The sequence below is a fragment of the Arthrobacter sp. NtRootA1 genome (assembly GCF_019976975.1).
Lineage (GTDB): Bacteria > Actinomycetota > Actinomycetes > Actinomycetales > Micrococcaceae > Arthrobacter > Arthrobacter aromaticivorans.
Genome location: NZ_AP024630.1, coordinates 1,003,624 through 1,018,770, shown reverse-complemented (window position 1 = coordinate 1,018,770; position 15,147 = coordinate 1,003,624). Strand labels below are relative to the sequence as shown.

Below are 15,147 nucleotides of genomic sequence, written 5' to 3'. Positions count from 1 at the left end.
CCTATGAGATGCCGGTCACATCAGGCGTAAAGATTCCATAAAAACCGGGGTCCGTGCGCTGGAGGCGGCCATACGCTCCTTGCGTGAGCAGCACACTGCTGCCCGGAAGGACAACGTGACCACCCTGACGAGGCCGCCGGCCGACCCTGCCGACCGGCACAAAAGCGCATTCCACCTCAAAACATGGCTGCTTGAAGGAATGCCGGATACCTCGGGCAAGCGGCAGGGTCCCCACGGAAAGCCTGCTGAAGCCCACAAACCGCAGGCCTGGTGGAAGGTCATGTGCCTTACGGGCCTGGATTACTTCTCAACACTGGGCTATCAGCCAGCGATCGCGGCCCTGGCTGCCGGATTACTGTCGCCACTGGCCACACTGCTGCTGGTCTTCGTCACCCTGGCTGGCGCACTGCCTGTATACCGTCGCGTTGCCAGGGAAAGTCCTCGGGGCGAGGGTTCCATTGCCATGCTCGAGCGCTTGCTTCCTCGATGGGGTGGCAAGTTGTTCGTCCTGGCACTCCTCGGCTTTGCGGCCACGGATTTCATGATCACCATTACCCTCTCCGCCGCCGACGCGACCGCCCACCTCATTGAGAACCCCTTTGCTCCGCACTTCCTGGAAGGCCAGCAGGTTGTCATCACGCTGGCCCTCATTGCAGGACTGGGCATCGTCTTCCTGCGCGGATTCAAGGAAGCCATCAACGTGGCCGTCGTCCTGGTTGGCGCCTTCCTGGCACTGAACCTTGTGGTCGTCATCGTCTCCATCAGCCATGTCTTCACGGAGTCCCGGGTCATCTCGGACTGGTGGACCGCACTGAACACATCCCACGGTGATCCCATCCTGATGATTGCCCTTGCGCTGCTGGTGTTCCCACGGCTGGCCCTTGGCCTCTCCGGGTTCGAGACCGGCGTCGCAGTCATGCCGCAGATCAAGGGAGACCCCTCCGACACTGAAGCCAAGCCATCCGGTCGGATCAAGGGCGCCCACAAGCTCCTGACCACCGCCGCCATCATCATGAGCTCGTTCCTCATAACATCCAGCTTCACCACCGTCATGCTGATCCCAGCCGCGGAATTCGAACCCGGCGGCAAGGCTGATGGGCGGGCCCTGGCTTTCCTCGCCCACAAGTTCCTGGGCGACGGATTTGGCACGGTGTACGACGTCAGTACCATCGCTATTCTGTGGTTTGCCGGAGCCTCGGCCATGGCAGGCCTCCTGAACCTGGTCCCCAGGTATCTCCCGCGCTACGGAATGGCTCCAGCGTGGGTCCGCGCATTGCGACCACTCGTCCTGGTCTTCACACTCATCGCCTTCATCGTGACGATTATTTTCCAAGCCGACGTCAACGCGCAGGGAGGCGCCTACGCCACGGGCGTACTCGTCTTGATCACCTCCGCCTCCATCGCTGTGACACTTTCCGCGCGGCGAAAGAAACAAGGGGCACAGTTCATCGGCTTCGGGCTGGTTTCCCTGGTCTTCATCTACACCACCGTGGTCAACTCAATCGAGCGTCCGGACGGCCTGAAGATTGCCGCACTCTTCATTCTGGGCATCATGGCAGTGAGCTTTATTTCGCGGATCCGGCGTGCCTTTGAGCTCCGTGCCACTCATATCAAGATGGACCAGACTGCACTCGAATTCACCGCGAACAACGTCGACGGACCGGTCCGGATCATCGCCCATGAGCCTAAACACCTCAGCGCCGGGCGTTACCGGGAGAAGCTCCAGCACGCGCAGCAGGCCAACCACCTGCCCCTGGATTGCGATGCGGTGTTCATCGAGATCATTGTTGAAGACAGCTCAGATTTCGAGCAGGAGCTCCAGGTAGTGGGCAAGAAACGGCATGGCTTCAAGATCCTGGAAGTCCACAGCAACAACGTACCCAACACCCTTGCCGCCGTCTTGCTCCACATCCGCGACGTTACGGGTTTCATGCCACACATCTACTTCCGCTGGACCGAGGGCAACCCGATCTCCAACCTCAGCAGGTTCCTGTTCTTCGGCGAGGGCGAGATCGCGCCGGTGACCCGTGAGGTACTGCGTGAGGCTGAGCCGGACATCACCCGCCGCCCATGGGTCCACGTGGGCTGACTATCCCGCGTTGCTTCCCGACCTTCCGACGCGCTCCTCCCCGGTTGGTCCTCGCCCAGCCTCGTTCCTCCCCACTTCGTCCCCTTTTGTCCCAGGCACGCCGCGGGCAACCCTTGGATTTCCAGGCCCCTCCCTTGGGCGGTGGTTTGAGATCCGGGGGCAACCGGGGAGGAGCGCGGCGGCTCGGAGCACGAACTGGGAGAGGGCGTCCATCCGGCGTTGCCCACATACGGCAAATTGGTCATTTCACGGGACACGGGAAGCATGTGAACTGGCCCGATGGATGCCCTCCAGTACCTCCAGAAAATCGGCGGAGTTGCCCGAACCAGGCAACTGCTGGCCGCAGGCTACTCGCGCGCGGATCTCGCACGCCTTTCAAGCCAAGGGGCACGACAGCCTCGGCGGGGCGTCTTCATGCTTGGGGAACACAAACCAGAGTTGGCAGCGGCCCTCCGTCACAACGCCCACGTCTCCTGCGCCAGCGCCGCCCCGCATTATGGGCTGTGGCTACGGAAGACACCCGATCTCCACCATTTGGCCTGCAACCACGGGCACGGTCTCGGCTTCGTCAGACACAGAACCAACAGGTTCGATCCCCATCCCACTCTCCCCATTGCCGCCGTCGAGGACGTCGTGCTGCACGCAATGGCGTGCTTGGAACCACCCGCATCAACGGCAATCGCAACATCGGCGATTCGCTTGCACGGTGTGCCATTGGAACTACTGAAGGAGCAGTTACGGGGAGACAGGTCGCGGCCTGTTCTCGACGCCCTCAATGAGCTGGACCTGAGTGCGGAGTCCATTGTGGAGGTCGATGCACAGCACCTGTTTCGCACTCATGGCATCGCCTTCAACTCCCAAGTAGCGATCCCTGGAATCGGGCGCGTCGACTTTCTCATTGAGGACTTCCTCATCGTGGAAGTGGACGGTTTCGCGTATCACTCAAGCAGGAAATCCCTACGGAATGACCTTGCACGGAATAATGCCTCCATGGTCAACGGATTCTTGGTGCTGAGGTATCCGCCGGAGGTCATCTGGTTTGAACCGGAGCGCGTGCTTGCAGAAATTCGGGCAGTCCTCAGCCTCCCACGCGACGCTCCTCCCCGGTTCGTTACGCAGTGAACCCGGCCAGGCCACGGGATTCCAGGGCCCACTCACCAAATCCGAACGGCAAACGGCGGGCAACTGGGACGGACCGCGGAGCAGCGGGAAGGTCTAGCGGCTCGCTGCGGGCACCAGAACCCAGAGGACCTCGACGGTTTCGTCCGTGGGATTGACCCACGTATGGGGTTCCCTGCCTGGGAAGGAGAGGGTGTCCCCTTCTTCGAGGTCGTACTCCTCGTTGGTCAGGATCAGTTTGATGCGTCCCTTCACCACATGGAGGACGTCAACATCGCAGTCAACGGCGTAGAGCTCGTTTTCACCACGACCCCGCGGTTCGATGGTGGCCTGAAGGATCTGCAGCCGCCGCTCCGATCGGGCTGTTAACAAGCGCTCCACAATGCCCTGGCCACCCAGGGAAATCCGGGGGCCGTCGTCGCGCCTGGTCAGGTGCGTTTCCGGAGCGGCAAACAAGTCTCCTACCGACACGGACAAGACCTGGCAAAGGGTTACAAGTGAAGCGACCGACGGCGAGGTCAGGTCGCGTTCGACACGGCTGAGGAAGCCTTTGGTTAGGCCTGTCGCGTCCGCCACTTGCTCGATGGTGAGCCGCTGCGCCTGGCGGGCTGCGCGGATTCTGGAACCAATCGCAACGGGAACGTTGCTTGGTTCAACGGGGAGAGCCTTCATTCACGAACCTTTCAGGCCTGTCATTGGGCCCTGTCATTGCAGCAATAGTAGCGGGACCGCGGGCCTCCGGAGCCCTTAACAGCCCGAGGATGACCAAAGCCCCTTGACTGTTACTCCCATCACAACATATCCTCATAGGCAACAAGTGTTGTCTGTGAGGCACAACACGATCCCCAATCTCCCATCATCAGCACGGAGACTTCGGCACTTCCCAGGAGTATCGTCGAAACCCCCAAACTCCGTGCACCAGCTCCAAGGAGCCACTCATGGACTCATCGTTCATAAACATCGCCATTGTGGTGGTGTACCTGCTTGCAATGCTTGCATTCGGCTGGTGGGGCAAGTCCCGCACCAAGAACAACAGCGACTTCCTGGTGGCAGGCCGCCGCCTGGGACCCTTCCTTTACACAGGCACCATGGCCGCGGTTGTCCTTGGTGGCGCATCCACGGTCGGCGGCGTCGGCTTGGGCTACAAGTTCGGCATCTCAGGGATGTGGCTGGTAGTCGCAATCGGCTCCGGCGTCCTCCTGCTGAGCTTGCTCTTTGCTGGCACCATCCAGCGCCTGAAGATCTATACGGTTTCCCAAATGCTGAGCCTTCGCTACGGCAGCAAGGCCACGCAGACCTCCGGAATCGTGATGCTCGCCTACACCCTCATGCTCTGTGCCACGTCCACCGGCGCATACGCCACCATCTTCGTAGTCCTCTTCGACTGGGAACGCTGGATGGCGATCGCCGTCGGCGGTGCAATTGTGCTTGTTTACTCGACCATCGGTGGCATGTGGTCCATCACGCTGGCCGACCAGGTCCAGTTCATCATCAAGACCGTAGGCATCTTCTTCCTGATGCTCCCCTTCGTCATGAACGCGGCCGGAGGACTCGATGGTATCCGTGAGCGCGTCGATGCGAGCTTCTTCCAGATCGACGGCATCGGTGTCCAGACGATCATCACGTACTTCGTCGTTTACACCCTTGGACTCCTGATCGGCCAAGACATCTGGCAGCGCGTCTTCACGGCCAAGACTCCCAAGGTTGCACGCTGGGGTGGAGCGACCGCCGGCGTTTACTGCATCCTTTACGGTGTAGCCGGTGCCTTGATCGGCTTGGCCGCCCGGGTGGCGCTCCCCAACATCGATGTCGCCAACCTCGGCAAGGACGTAGTGTACGCCGAAGTGGCAACGCACATCCTGCCCATCGGCATCGGCGGCCTGGTCATGGCCGCAGCCGTTGCGGCCATGATGTCCACGGCTTCCGGCGCCCTTATTGCCGCCGCCACCGTGGCTCGCGCAGATGTTGTTCCGTTCGTCGCCAGCTGGTTCGGCAAGAACATCAACACCGACGACACCGAAAACCCTGAGCACGACGTCAAAGCCAACCGCTACTGGGTTCTGGGCCTGGGCATCGTTGCAGTGCTGATCTCCATGGCCGCGCAGGACGTGGTTGTTGCCCTCACCATTGCCTACGACATCCTGGTGGGCGGCCTCCTCGTCGCGATTCTCGGCGGCCTGGTGTGGAAGCGCGGAACCGGTATCGCCGCTGCATGGTCCATGGCAGTGGGCTCTGTATTGACCCTGGCACTGTTGATTCTGTTCGCGATTGGAGTCATTCCGAGCGTCGATGGCGTCTACGCCAACGAACCCATCTACTACGGCCTGGCCGCCTCGTTCGTGGCCTATGTCGTGATTTCCCTCCTCACGCCGCCCACCGAACCCGGAGTCCGGGCCGCTTGGGACAAGCGCGTGGCCGGGGCAGTCTCGGAAGAACTGCCGCTGGAGGCCCACCCTGTCAGCAGCCACAACGCCAGCTAGCTGACGCCCAGCCCCGGGTAATGTTCGACGGCGGCGCCGCCCCTTTCCGGCGGCGTCGCCGTTGCGCTTTCCGTCCCGAGTCGCCGCGTTGTGGGGCCCACTCTGCGCCCCATCGACACCCCTTGGCACGCACACCGGGCCCCACAACAACCCACCCACAGTTCTCCAGGACAGCACTCCTCCAGTACAGTGGTCCCAGCTTCAAGAGAGGTGGCGCCAAGCTCCGACTGGCCACACACCAACCCCATGTTCACGGGTGGTTCGGATGAGGAAGCGGCCCGCCCCGGACCAGAGACAACCGAGCGGGCAAGAGCACTCCCTAAAGGAGCAGTCCTTGCCGTACCAAGGTGTAGTCAGCCCAACTCAAACGACCCCCACCAAATCCGAGGCGCCCACCCTTCCGGTGATTCCCGGCGTCGACCTTGTCCGTGGGACTGTGACCCTGTTCCTGAACGGTGGCCTGACCCGGTTCCGGCACCCTGAAGCGCAGCTGCTGGCGCGTGCTCTTGCCCAGGCTGTGCGTCCATCGCGGTGGTGTGCATCGTCGAGGACGTTAACGGTGACTGTTGCAGCGCTGGGGCGTCCGGCCGGACTGGAGCGGCATTTCACCTTCGATGAGGAGGGCCCTGCCTAGAAGAAAAGAGTCCTAGAATTCTTCGTCTTCTTCCCCGCGGAATTCTTCGGTTTCATCCAGGGGGACAACCCGCTCGTCGTCTTCAGGGACGTCGATTTCCTCCACCCAGGGTTCGTCGACTTCCTGGTCTTCGCTGTAGTCGTAGGCGGGGTCTGACTCGATGGTCTCCCGTTCCGGGTGGTTGGCGTGCGGTTCGGTGGTGTCCATGCTGCAACCTCCGTCTGGTGGGCTGGCAAGCAGCCTGCTGACCGAGTGCGGGGAGGGCCCCCGCCCCTGTCCTTCCATCTGAGCACTGTGCCTGAAGAGGGTCAAGGCAACCGCCAACATGGACCCAAGGAAAGGCTCAAAGCAGAGGATTGCACCTTCGTAAATTAAGGCATGCCGAACATTCCAACTAAGGAATACCGGCCAAAAATCCGCGCCAATAAGCGGTACAGTGGGCGTGCAATGGGGCCGCAACTACCCCACCCAGCACAGGAGAAAAAGTGCAGAAGCACCAGGAATCCCACGGTTCGTCGAGCCCCGCTCCGGACCCCGCCCCCGGATCCGGAACACCGCCCCAACCAGCCCGGCCCACATCGGCGGACATCAGGCGGTGGCGTCAATACCTGGCCGACGAGCGAGCCGAAGCCGCCGTCTACCGGGAACTCGCCCAACGTCGTGACGGCGAAGAACGCCAGATCCTGCTCGCCTTGGCCGAGGCAGAAGGAAGGCACGAGGCACACTGGCTGAAGCTCCTCGGAGAGCACGCTGGAATGCCGAAGGGGGCGTCCACCCGGAGCCAGCTACTTGGCTTCCTGGCCCGGCACTTCGGCTCGGTGTTCGTGCTCGCCCTGGCCCAGCGCGCGGAAGGCCGTTCCCCCTACGGTGCAGAACCTGCCGCGACTCCGGCCATGGTTGCCGACGAACAAATCCACGAAGAAGTTGTCAGGGGCCTCGCCACCCGTGGACGCAACAGGCTCTCCGGTACCTTCCGCGCTGCCGTTTTTGGGGCCAACGACGGCTTGGTGAGCAACCTTTCACTAGTCATGGGTATGGCCGCAACGGGCGTTCCCAGCCCCGTGGTCCTCATGAGCGGTGTTGCCGGATTGCTGGCCGGGGCCCTGTCCATGGGTGCCGGCGAGTACGTTTCGGTCCGCTCGCAACGGGAGTTGCTTAACGCCACGCTACCCACGCAGGCTACCCTCACGGCCGCCCCTTCTTTGGACATCGAACACAATGAGCTCGTGCTGGTGTACTTGGCCCGCGGCATGACCCGTGAGGCCGCCGAGCACCGAGCCGCCGAACGCATGGGACTCTTCAGCTGCGACTGCGATCCCAGCCTCTCCTTGCAACCGGAGAAGGAGCAGCCCGCCGATGACCACGAAATGGTCGGCTCTGCCTGGGGTGCTGCGATGTCCAGCTTCTGCTTCTTCGCCTCGGGTGCGATCGTGCCCATCCTTCCGTTTATCTTCGGCATGACGGGTGTGGCGGCACTGACAGTAGCCGGTGTTCTGGTGGGCATCGCGCTCCTGGCGACTGGCGCCGTCGTCGGGCTGTTGTCCGGGACCTCACCGCTGAGCCGTGGCTTCCGGCAGCTGGCGATCGGCCTGGGTGCCGCGGCCGCCACTTATGGGCTTGGCCTCGCGTTCGGAACGTTGATCGTCTAGGCGGTAATGTTGGTTCGTCCTCCGCGCAGCCCCGCGTGACCGGGGCGTAGGGAATGGAGAACCGTGGATTCGGAGCAGCCGCCGTTGCGCGCGCCAAAACACCGTCGTGCGGGCACAACCCTCCGAGTTCTTCGCGGCGTCCTCGTGGCTGGTGTCGCCGCCGTCGTGGCTGTCCTGGTCAGTGGTTTGCTCCACGGCGATCCGCGAATCATTGGCCTGTTTCCGGGTGTGGCCCTGCCCAATTCGTCCAAAAGCGAGCCGATCCAGCAGACCCCGGCCCGGCCCCTGGACGCGCCGCCTCCAGGAATCGACGAGGCGGACGCCCCGCTGGCATCGCCGCCGCCCCCAGCCAGCGCCAGCGATTCGTACAAGTTCCTGGCAACCAACGACGACGGCACTCCGGTTGGGTACTCGCCGTGCCGTCCCCTGCATTACGTGGTGAATGCCGCCACTGCGCCTGAGGGTACGAATGCCCTGCTTGCCACCGCAATCGCCAATATCTCCGCGGCATCCGGAATCCAGTTCATCAACGATGGCAGAACCGATGAGTTGCCTACCGCTAAACGCGAACCGTACCAACCGTCCAAGTACGGTGACCGGTGGGCACCCTTGCTGATTTCGTGGACCACGCCCGAGACGGCTCCGGCGCTGGCTGACACCGTCATCGGTACGGGCGGCAGCACCATGTACTCACTCAACAATGGTCCCAAGAGCTACATCACGGGCAGCCTGGAGCTCGACACCCCGCAAGTGGCTGAGCTTCTGGCCGAGGAAGGCGGTTCGGACTACGTGCTGGCAGTCATGCAGCACGAACTGGGGCACGTCATGGGTCTGGATCATGTCGATGATCCGGTTCAGCTGATGTACCCGGAGATCGGCGCTCCTGACGGATTGGCTGCTGGCGACCTGAACGGTCTTCACCTCCTGGCCTCGGCTCCTTGCCGCAAGGACATCTGAAGCAACGCGGCTTCTCATGAATCGCCATGGACTCGCGGCCCCATGGGCTCTATCCTGACGGAAGCGGCCGACGGCGGCGCCCCACCGTCCGAGTGGGCCGTCCCGTGAGGGGGTTCGATGGAACCTTATGGGTCGCCAGAGTGGCCAGACCCCTATCCCCCGCCGCCTTACCAGCAGCACGCCAAGCCGCCGGCCCGGCCCCCCATCAAGCACAGCAGCATCGCGGCCATCCTGTTCCTGTTTGGCGTTCTCGGTTTGGTCTGCGCCGGCGCATATTTCAGCGGCGAGCTGCAACAGTTCTGGTCCGATTCCACGACGCAGAGCCAAGCGCCGCGGCCCGGGCTGGTTCCCTTTGGCCAACGTCAGGATCCGCTGCCCGGCTTCGAGGAAGCCGACGCACCCCTGGGCACGCCTGCGCCGTTGCAGCGGACCAGCACTTCCTACAAATTCCTGGCCGTCAAGGAGGACGGAACCCCCCTGGCATTCTCCCCTTGCAGGCCGATCCACTACGTGGTCAACGCGGATCTGGCCCCAACGAGCTGGTATTCCATGGTGGAGGACGCCGTTCGGCAGGCCAGCCTCGCCTCCGGACTGCAATTCATTTACGACGGTCCGACGTCCGAAATCCCCACGAGCAACAGGGCCGGCTACCAGCCCGCCACCTACGGTGACCGCTGGGCGCCTGTGCTCATTGCCTGGACCACGCCGGAGCAGGTGCCGCGGCTGACCGGACAAACTGTGGGCCTGGGCGGAAGTTCCTCCATCGGCCTGAGCAACGGCTATAAGGCCTACGTGACCGGCTCGGTATCGTTGGATGCACCGCAGTTTGCCGGGATCATGGACTCACCCCAGGGCAAGGAAGTGGGCACGGCCGTGATCATGCACGAACTCGGACACGTTCTAGGCTTGGACCATGTGGATGACCCCCGCCAGCTGATGTACGACCAAGCCTCGTGGGTTCGCGAATACGCCGCCGGGGACAAGACGGGCCTTGCCCAACTCGGCTCGGGCCCCTGCAGCAAAGACTTCTAGCCCCTGCAGCAAGGATTTCTAGCCCGCGGCCACCACTGCGAGCGCGTCCTCCACAGTGTCCACCAGGAAGATCCTGTCTGCCATGGGCCTCCCTGCCGCGAGGCTCCGCAGCATCGCCCATGCCGGGTAGGTGTGTTCCCAATGGTCGCGGCCCACCAGGACCATGGGAGTGATGGTTTCCGGGGCTCCGTAATAGTTTTCGCAGGCGTCCTGGAAGATCTCCTGCACTGTTCCGGCGGAACCGGGCAGGAACACGATCCCGCCGTTGCACAGCTCCAGAAGGATCGCTTCCCGGATCGCGTTCGCGAAGTACTTGGCGATGTGGGTGGCGAACAGGTTTGGGGGTTCGTGCCCGTAGAACCAGGTGGGTATGCCCAGCGTCGCTTTGCCTTCGGGGTAACGTTCGACGACGGCGGCTGCGTGCCGCGCCCAAGCCGTCACCGATGGCCTGAACCCCGGTATGGAAGCCAGCGTTTTCAGCGCTGCGGTGGAATCGGCGTCGGGCAGTCCGCTGAGGTAGGCGCCCATGTTGGCTGCTTCCATCGCGCCGGGGCCACCGCCGGTTGCCACTGTGAATCCGGCCTGCGCGAGCAAGCGACCCAGCCGCGCGGCGTCGGCGAATTCCTTGGTTCCGCGCTGCGCTGCGTGTCCGCCCATGACGCCCACGAGTTTGGTACCTGCCAGGTCACCGTCCTGCAGCAGTTCGTCCAGGGCGTCGCCGATCGCGTGGTCGTGGAGGGCTGCGGCGAGCGTTGCGTCAAGGCTTGCCCGCTTTCCCGGAAGGATGCTCCACTGGTAAATCCTCGCGTCCAGGGTGGCTTCATACTCGGTAGTGGGAATGTCTTCGTAGAGTTCCCTTGCCGTGTAAAGGGTGCCGCGATACGGGTTGAACGGCACGCCGCGCATCTTGGGAAAGATGAGTGCGCCGCGGCTTCGCAGGCTCTCCTCGATGCCGTCGTCGAAAGTGCATCCCAGGAAGATCGCGCCCTGCGGGTCCATCATTTTCAGTTCCCGCGAACGTCCGCGAAGGTCCAGCGACTGCGCGTGCCAGCCGTGCATGGATCCTGCCCCGGAGGTAACCAGTTTGTCGAAATGAACGATGCTTTCGACGTCGAGCGTCCGTGGACTTGGGTTCAAGGCACCGGAGGGATTCATGGCATCAGCGTAGTAGTGCTAAACGACTTGAGTCCCGTTTACGCGCAGGGCGATGTTCCGTTGCATGATGAAGCATGAAGACTTCAGATGAGGGCGGCGCTGGCGCCCGGCCGCGTATCGGAGTTCCGATTCGCCTTAGCAGCTCGGACAATCCCGACGCCCGCGTGGGCGAAGCCAACCAGCTGTTCACCCTTATTGTGGATTTGCTCCGTGAAGCGGGTGCGCAGCCCGTGTTGCTGACCCCCGTTTCGGCGGACAGCGCCGGGCGTCTGGCGTCCGTCATGAAAACGCTCGACGGCGTGCTGCTGCCCGGTGGCGGGGACTTGGAACCGCGTCTTTATGGGCAGGACCCGGAAGATTCGGTGTATGACGTCAACCCGGAACAGGACCATCTGGACATCGACGTCGCCCGGGCCACGATCGACGCCGGCCTTCCGCTGCTGGGGATCTGCCGCGGCCACCAGTTGTTGAACGTGCTGTACGGCGGGACGTTGATCCAGGACATGGCACCGTCGGCCGTCAACCACAACGGACTGAATCCCGACGATCCCACGGCCGGTGAGTGGGCATGGCATGACGTTGTGCTTGCACCAGGATCGAAGACCGCCGCGCTCTATGGCGCGCCGGAAGGGACCTCCATCAAGATCGCCTCGGGGCATCACCAGGCGGTGGCCAGGGTGGGTGAAGGCCTGGTGGTCGCGGCGATCGCCGACGACGGCACGGTGGAAGCGCTTGAAGATCCTTCCCGTTGGGTTGCCTCGGTGCAGTGGCATCCGGAAGCGTCCCAGCTTCCCGATAACCAGCGGCTGGCGCCTTTTAAAGCGTTCGTGGAAGTGTGCCGGAACCCTACCCAGGCTGGCCCCGGAGGAGTACAGTAGCGCTCACTGCATCGCTTTCAGCTGCACTGAAAGCTCGGCAAGCGCATAACTCCATTCGAATGACGTCCCGTGGGCGTCGTAAGTTTGCCGGCTGGGGGGCCCAACATCTGCTCAAAGGAGCATGGTTGTGGACCGTCCAAAATACGTCCGTCGTCCCTATCGGCAACCCCATTTCTTCAGCTTCCTAAGCTTGATCCTTGCCCCGGCTTTGGCCTTCGCGGGACTCGTCGCATTTTCGATCGCCCCTGCGTCGGCGGCCGTTCCGCCGTGCGCAGGAACCGGCGGGGCCATGCAGATAGTGGCTCACACGGACGATGACCTGATTTTCCTCAGCCCGGACTTCATGAGGGACATCCAGGCCAAACGCTGCGTCCAAACGGTGTTCACCACCGCGGGCGAGGCCGGTGAGGGGGCTGCGTACTGGAAGAGCCTGGAAGCTGGAATCAGGGCCAGCTACTCCAAGATGGCAGGAGTGTCTGATTCGTGGACCACATCCGACGCAGGGGTTCCCAACCGGCCCCTGACAATGCAAACCCTCAATGGCGCACCCAACATCTCGGTGGTGTTCATGCGGCTCCCGGATGGTTTCCCGAACGGTGACGGCAGTGCGGCGTACAACGACCAGAGCATCCTCAAACTCTGGGATGGACGGCTTTCCTCCATCAGGCCCGTGGATAACGCAGCCACGTTCACAAAGTCCCAGTTCCAAACTGCCTTGAATCGGCTGGTTGCCAACTTCCAGCCGACCACGTTCCGCACACAGGACTGGACCGGCAACTTCAACAGTCCCTACGACCACAGCGACCATTGGGCGACCGCAAAATTCGCCCAACTGGCTACGCGCAGCTACACCGGCCCGCATACCTCCCTGGCCTACGACGCATACGTGATCGACGAGTACCCCCAAAATGTGACGGGTGCCGAACTCACCACCAAGGTGGACACCTTCGTGCGGTTCGCGGATTTCGACATGTATATCTGCAGCAGTCCTGGCGAAGGATGCCCCGACTCCCCCTACGATGAGTGGCTGAAACGGCAATACATCACAGCCATTGAGTGGGTGGGCAACGCCGCCAAGTCGGCAGGGACCACCGTCACGGCGTCATCCCAGAAAGCAACGGCCCAGAGCCCCGAGAAAGCCCGGGATGGGTATGCATGGGGCACCCCCATGGACGCAACGCGAGAATGGGTGACGGCCGGCGAAAAGGCGGGCAGCTGGATTCAGTACAACTTCTCCCCTACAAGGACCATTAACTCGGTGACCTTGTTCGACCGGCCGCTCCTCTCTGACCAGGTGACCGGAGGAAACCTGCTGTTCTCGGATGGAAGCACCGTGGCCGCCCCCGCACTTCCCAACAACGGCTCCGGGCTCACCATAAACTTCCCGGCAAAAACCGTGAGCTCTGTGCGTTTCAACATCACCTCAGTCAGCTCCACCACCACCAACGCCGGTTTGGCCGAGTTCGAGGCCTACCTGGGAACGGACAACGTTGCCCCCGTGGTCACTCCGACGCCTCCGGGCGGAACATACGCGGTGGGCCAGTCCATCACCCTCACCGCCAATGAGACGGCGACGATCTACTACACCACGGACGGTAGCAACCCCACGACGGCGAGCAGCAAGTACGCCAGCCCCATCCCGCTGAATGGCCCGATGACCCTGAAGTACTTCGCCGTTGACGGCGCCAACAATTCCTCGGCCGTGGCCACCCAGACGTACTCCACGGGCCCGGATATCACCAAACCAGTGGTGACAGCCAGCCCTGTAGGTGGGGCGTACGCCGCAGGCACCACGATCACCCTGTCCACCAACGAGCCAGCGGAAATCCGCTACACGACGGATGGCACAGATCCCCTTACGGCCGGACTGGTTTATACCGCGCCAATCACGTTCAATGGGCCTGGCCCCATGACCCTGAAGTACTTTGCGAAGGACACGGCTGGAAATACCTCCGAGGTCGCAACACAGACCTACACGGTTCCGCCGGACACCACGGCCCCTGTGGTGACGGCCAATCCCACCGGACGGGCTTTGGCCAGCGGCGCCACGATCACGTTGACAGCCAACGAGCCTGGGGCGGCCATTTACTACACCACCGACGGCAGCACCCCCACGGCCACTGAGTCTGCGTCCAATATCAAGTACTCCACCCCGATCGTGATGGGCAGCTCCACGCTGACGTTGAAATACATCGGCGTGGACACGGCGGGCAACACCTCGTCCGTTGGTACCCAGACGTACACTGTTCCCGCAGCCGGACCGCCGTCGGCCCATGACTTCAACGGCGACGGCCGCGCTGACGTCCTGGCGGCTGACACCGCTGGCAACTTGTACCTTTACCCGGGCAACGGCGCGGGCGGGCTCTCCCCCAAGCAGCTCGCTTTGGCTGCGCCTGCCTGGTCATCCAACACGGACACCATCACCCCCGGCGACTTCAACAGCGACGGGAAGCCCGACCTCCTGGCACGATCCGGGGACGTCCTGTGGTTCTACCCCGGCGACGGCGCTGGCAGCTTTGGCGCGCGGAAGCAGGTCAGCACCGGTTGGAGCACCATGACACAGCTCTTCTCCCCAGGGGATTTCAGCGGTGACGGAATTCCCGATTTCATGGGACGGCGCAGCAACGGCGACCTCCGTTTGTATGAAGGAAATGGTGCTGGAGGACAGCGGACTCCCTACACAGTCGGCTGGGGTTGGGGCGTCATGAACGCTATTTTCAGTACCGGCGATTTCAACGGTGATGGCAAGGCAGATGTACTGGCGCGGCGCACTGATACAGGCGCATTATGGCTATATCCGGGCAATGGTTCCGGGGGATGGCTGCAATGGAAGCAGATCGCGACGGGCTGGGGCACGCGCACTGCGCTGGCCGGACCACGGGACCTTGACGGCGACGGTAAGAACGACGTCGTAGGCCGCATTGGAGACACTTTGTGGCTCTATCCCGGATCGGGAAGCGGAACGCTCAGCAACGTTCCGCCCGTTAGCCTCGGCTCGGGTTGGCAGGCCATGAAGGTCATCGCCTGATCAGCCCCCTCTACCTGGCGCGGGTCGGAGTTTTCCCCCAGACTCATCCGGCCCGCGTCAGCTACGTCCGATCCTCTCTCACATCGGGGCCCTTTTTGGCCGGTCTTCTCTCACATCGAAGCCCTT

Annotated in this window: 12 protein-coding genes and 1 riboswitch; of the genes, 9 read left to right on the top strand and 3 right to left on the bottom strand. The window is 62.7% G+C overall.

Features of this window, described 5'->3' with window-relative positions; genetic code table 11:
• Window positions 1-115: 115 nt before the first annotated feature.
• A complete protein-coding gene (locus LDN90_RS04835) occupies window positions 116-2,089 on the top strand; it encodes an amino acid transporter (RefSeq protein ID WP_223948134.1) in 1,974 nt (657 codons plus the stop codon).
• Between the two features lie 279 nt (window positions 2,090-2,368).
• Window positions 2,369-3,211 (top strand): type IV toxin-antitoxin system AbiEi family antitoxin domain-containing protein, encoded by an 843-nt coding sequence (locus tag LDN90_RS04830; protein ID WP_223948133.1) that lies wholly within the window; start codon window positions 2,369-2,371, stop codon window positions 3,209-3,211.
• Between the two features lie 93 nt (window positions 3,212-3,304).
• Here LDN90_RS04830 and LDN90_RS04825 read toward each other — a convergent pair whose 3' ends face one another.
• Window positions 3,305-3,880 carry a cupin domain-containing protein gene (locus LDN90_RS04825; RefSeq protein ID WP_017197669.1) on the bottom strand — a complete coding sequence of 192 codons (576 nt, stop codon included), beginning with the start codon at window positions 3,878-3,880 and terminating at the stop codon, window positions 3,305-3,307.
• A 266-nt stretch (window positions 3,881-4,146) separates the two neighbouring features.
• On the opposite strand from LDN90_RS04825, the gene LDN90_RS04820 reads away from it, so the two are divergent.
• Window positions 4,147-5,688 (top strand): sodium:solute symporter, encoded by a 1,542-nt coding sequence (locus tag LDN90_RS04820; protein WP_223948131.1) that lies wholly within the window; start codon window positions 4,147-4,149, stop codon window positions 5,686-5,688.
• Window positions 5,689-5,887: 199 nt separating this feature from the next.
• Window positions 5,888-6,007, top strand: a riboswitch (SAM riboswitch).
• A 15-nt stretch (window positions 6,008-6,022) separates the two neighbouring features.
• Complete coding sequence (locus LDN90_RS04815; RefSeq protein ID WP_223948130.1) at window positions 6,023-6,322, top strand: hypothetical protein; 300 nt, start codon at window positions 6,023-6,025, stop codon at window positions 6,320-6,322.
• Between the two features lie 12 nt (window positions 6,323-6,334).
• Here LDN90_RS04815 and LDN90_RS04810 read toward each other — a convergent pair whose 3' ends face one another.
• Complete coding sequence (locus tag LDN90_RS04810; RefSeq protein WP_216926087.1) at window positions 6,335-6,529, bottom strand: hypothetical protein; 195 nt, start codon at window positions 6,527-6,529, stop codon at window positions 6,335-6,337.
• 278 nt (window positions 6,530-6,807) lie between these two features.
• Between LDN90_RS04810 and LDN90_RS04805 the strand changes: the two genes are divergently transcribed.
• The 3 genes from LDN90_RS04805 (at window position 6,808) to LDN90_RS04795 (ending at window position 9,960) form a co-directional block, all read left to right on the top strand.
• Window positions 6,808-7,971, top strand: coding sequence for a VIT1/CCC1 transporter family protein (locus LDN90_RS04805; protein WP_223948128.1), 1,164 nt, complete (start codon window positions 6,808-6,810; stop codon window positions 7,969-7,971).
• A gap of 63 nt (window positions 7,972-8,034) precedes the next feature.
• Window positions 8,035-8,928, top strand: a complete 894-nt coding sequence (locus LDN90_RS04800; protein ID WP_223948127.1) for a matrixin family metalloprotease — start codon at window positions 8,035-8,037, stop codon at window positions 8,926-8,928.
• Between the two features lie 117 nt (window positions 8,929-9,045).
• Window positions 9,046-9,960, top strand: a complete 915-nt coding sequence (locus LDN90_RS04795; protein WP_223948126.1) for a matrixin family metalloprotease — start codon at window positions 9,046-9,048, stop codon at window positions 9,958-9,960.
• Between the two features lie 18 nt (window positions 9,961-9,978).
• Here LDN90_RS04795 and LDN90_RS04790 read toward each other — a convergent pair whose 3' ends face one another.
• The gene (locus LDN90_RS04790) at window positions 9,979-11,115 is read right to left on the bottom strand and encodes a Rossmann fold nucleotide-binding protein (RefSeq protein WP_223948124.1); all 1,137 of its coding nucleotides are present in this window, start codon (window positions 11,113-11,115) and stop codon (window positions 9,979-9,981) included.
• Between the two features lie 74 nt (window positions 11,116-11,189).
• On the opposite strand from LDN90_RS04790, the gene LDN90_RS04785 reads away from it, so the two are divergent.
• Window positions 11,190-11,993: a gamma-glutamyl-gamma-aminobutyrate hydrolase family protein gene (locus LDN90_RS04785; RefSeq protein ID WP_223948122.1), complete on the top strand. Its 804-nt coding sequence runs from the start codon at window positions 11,190-11,192 to the stop codon at window positions 11,991-11,993.
• A gap of 121 nt (window positions 11,994-12,114) precedes the next feature.
• Window positions 12,115-15,021: a chitobiase/beta-hexosaminidase C-terminal domain-containing protein gene (locus tag LDN90_RS04780; RefSeq protein ID WP_223948121.1), complete on the top strand. Its 2,907-nt coding sequence runs from the start codon at window positions 12,115-12,117 to the stop codon at window positions 15,019-15,021.
• Window positions 15,022-15,147: the final 126 nt, after the last annotated feature.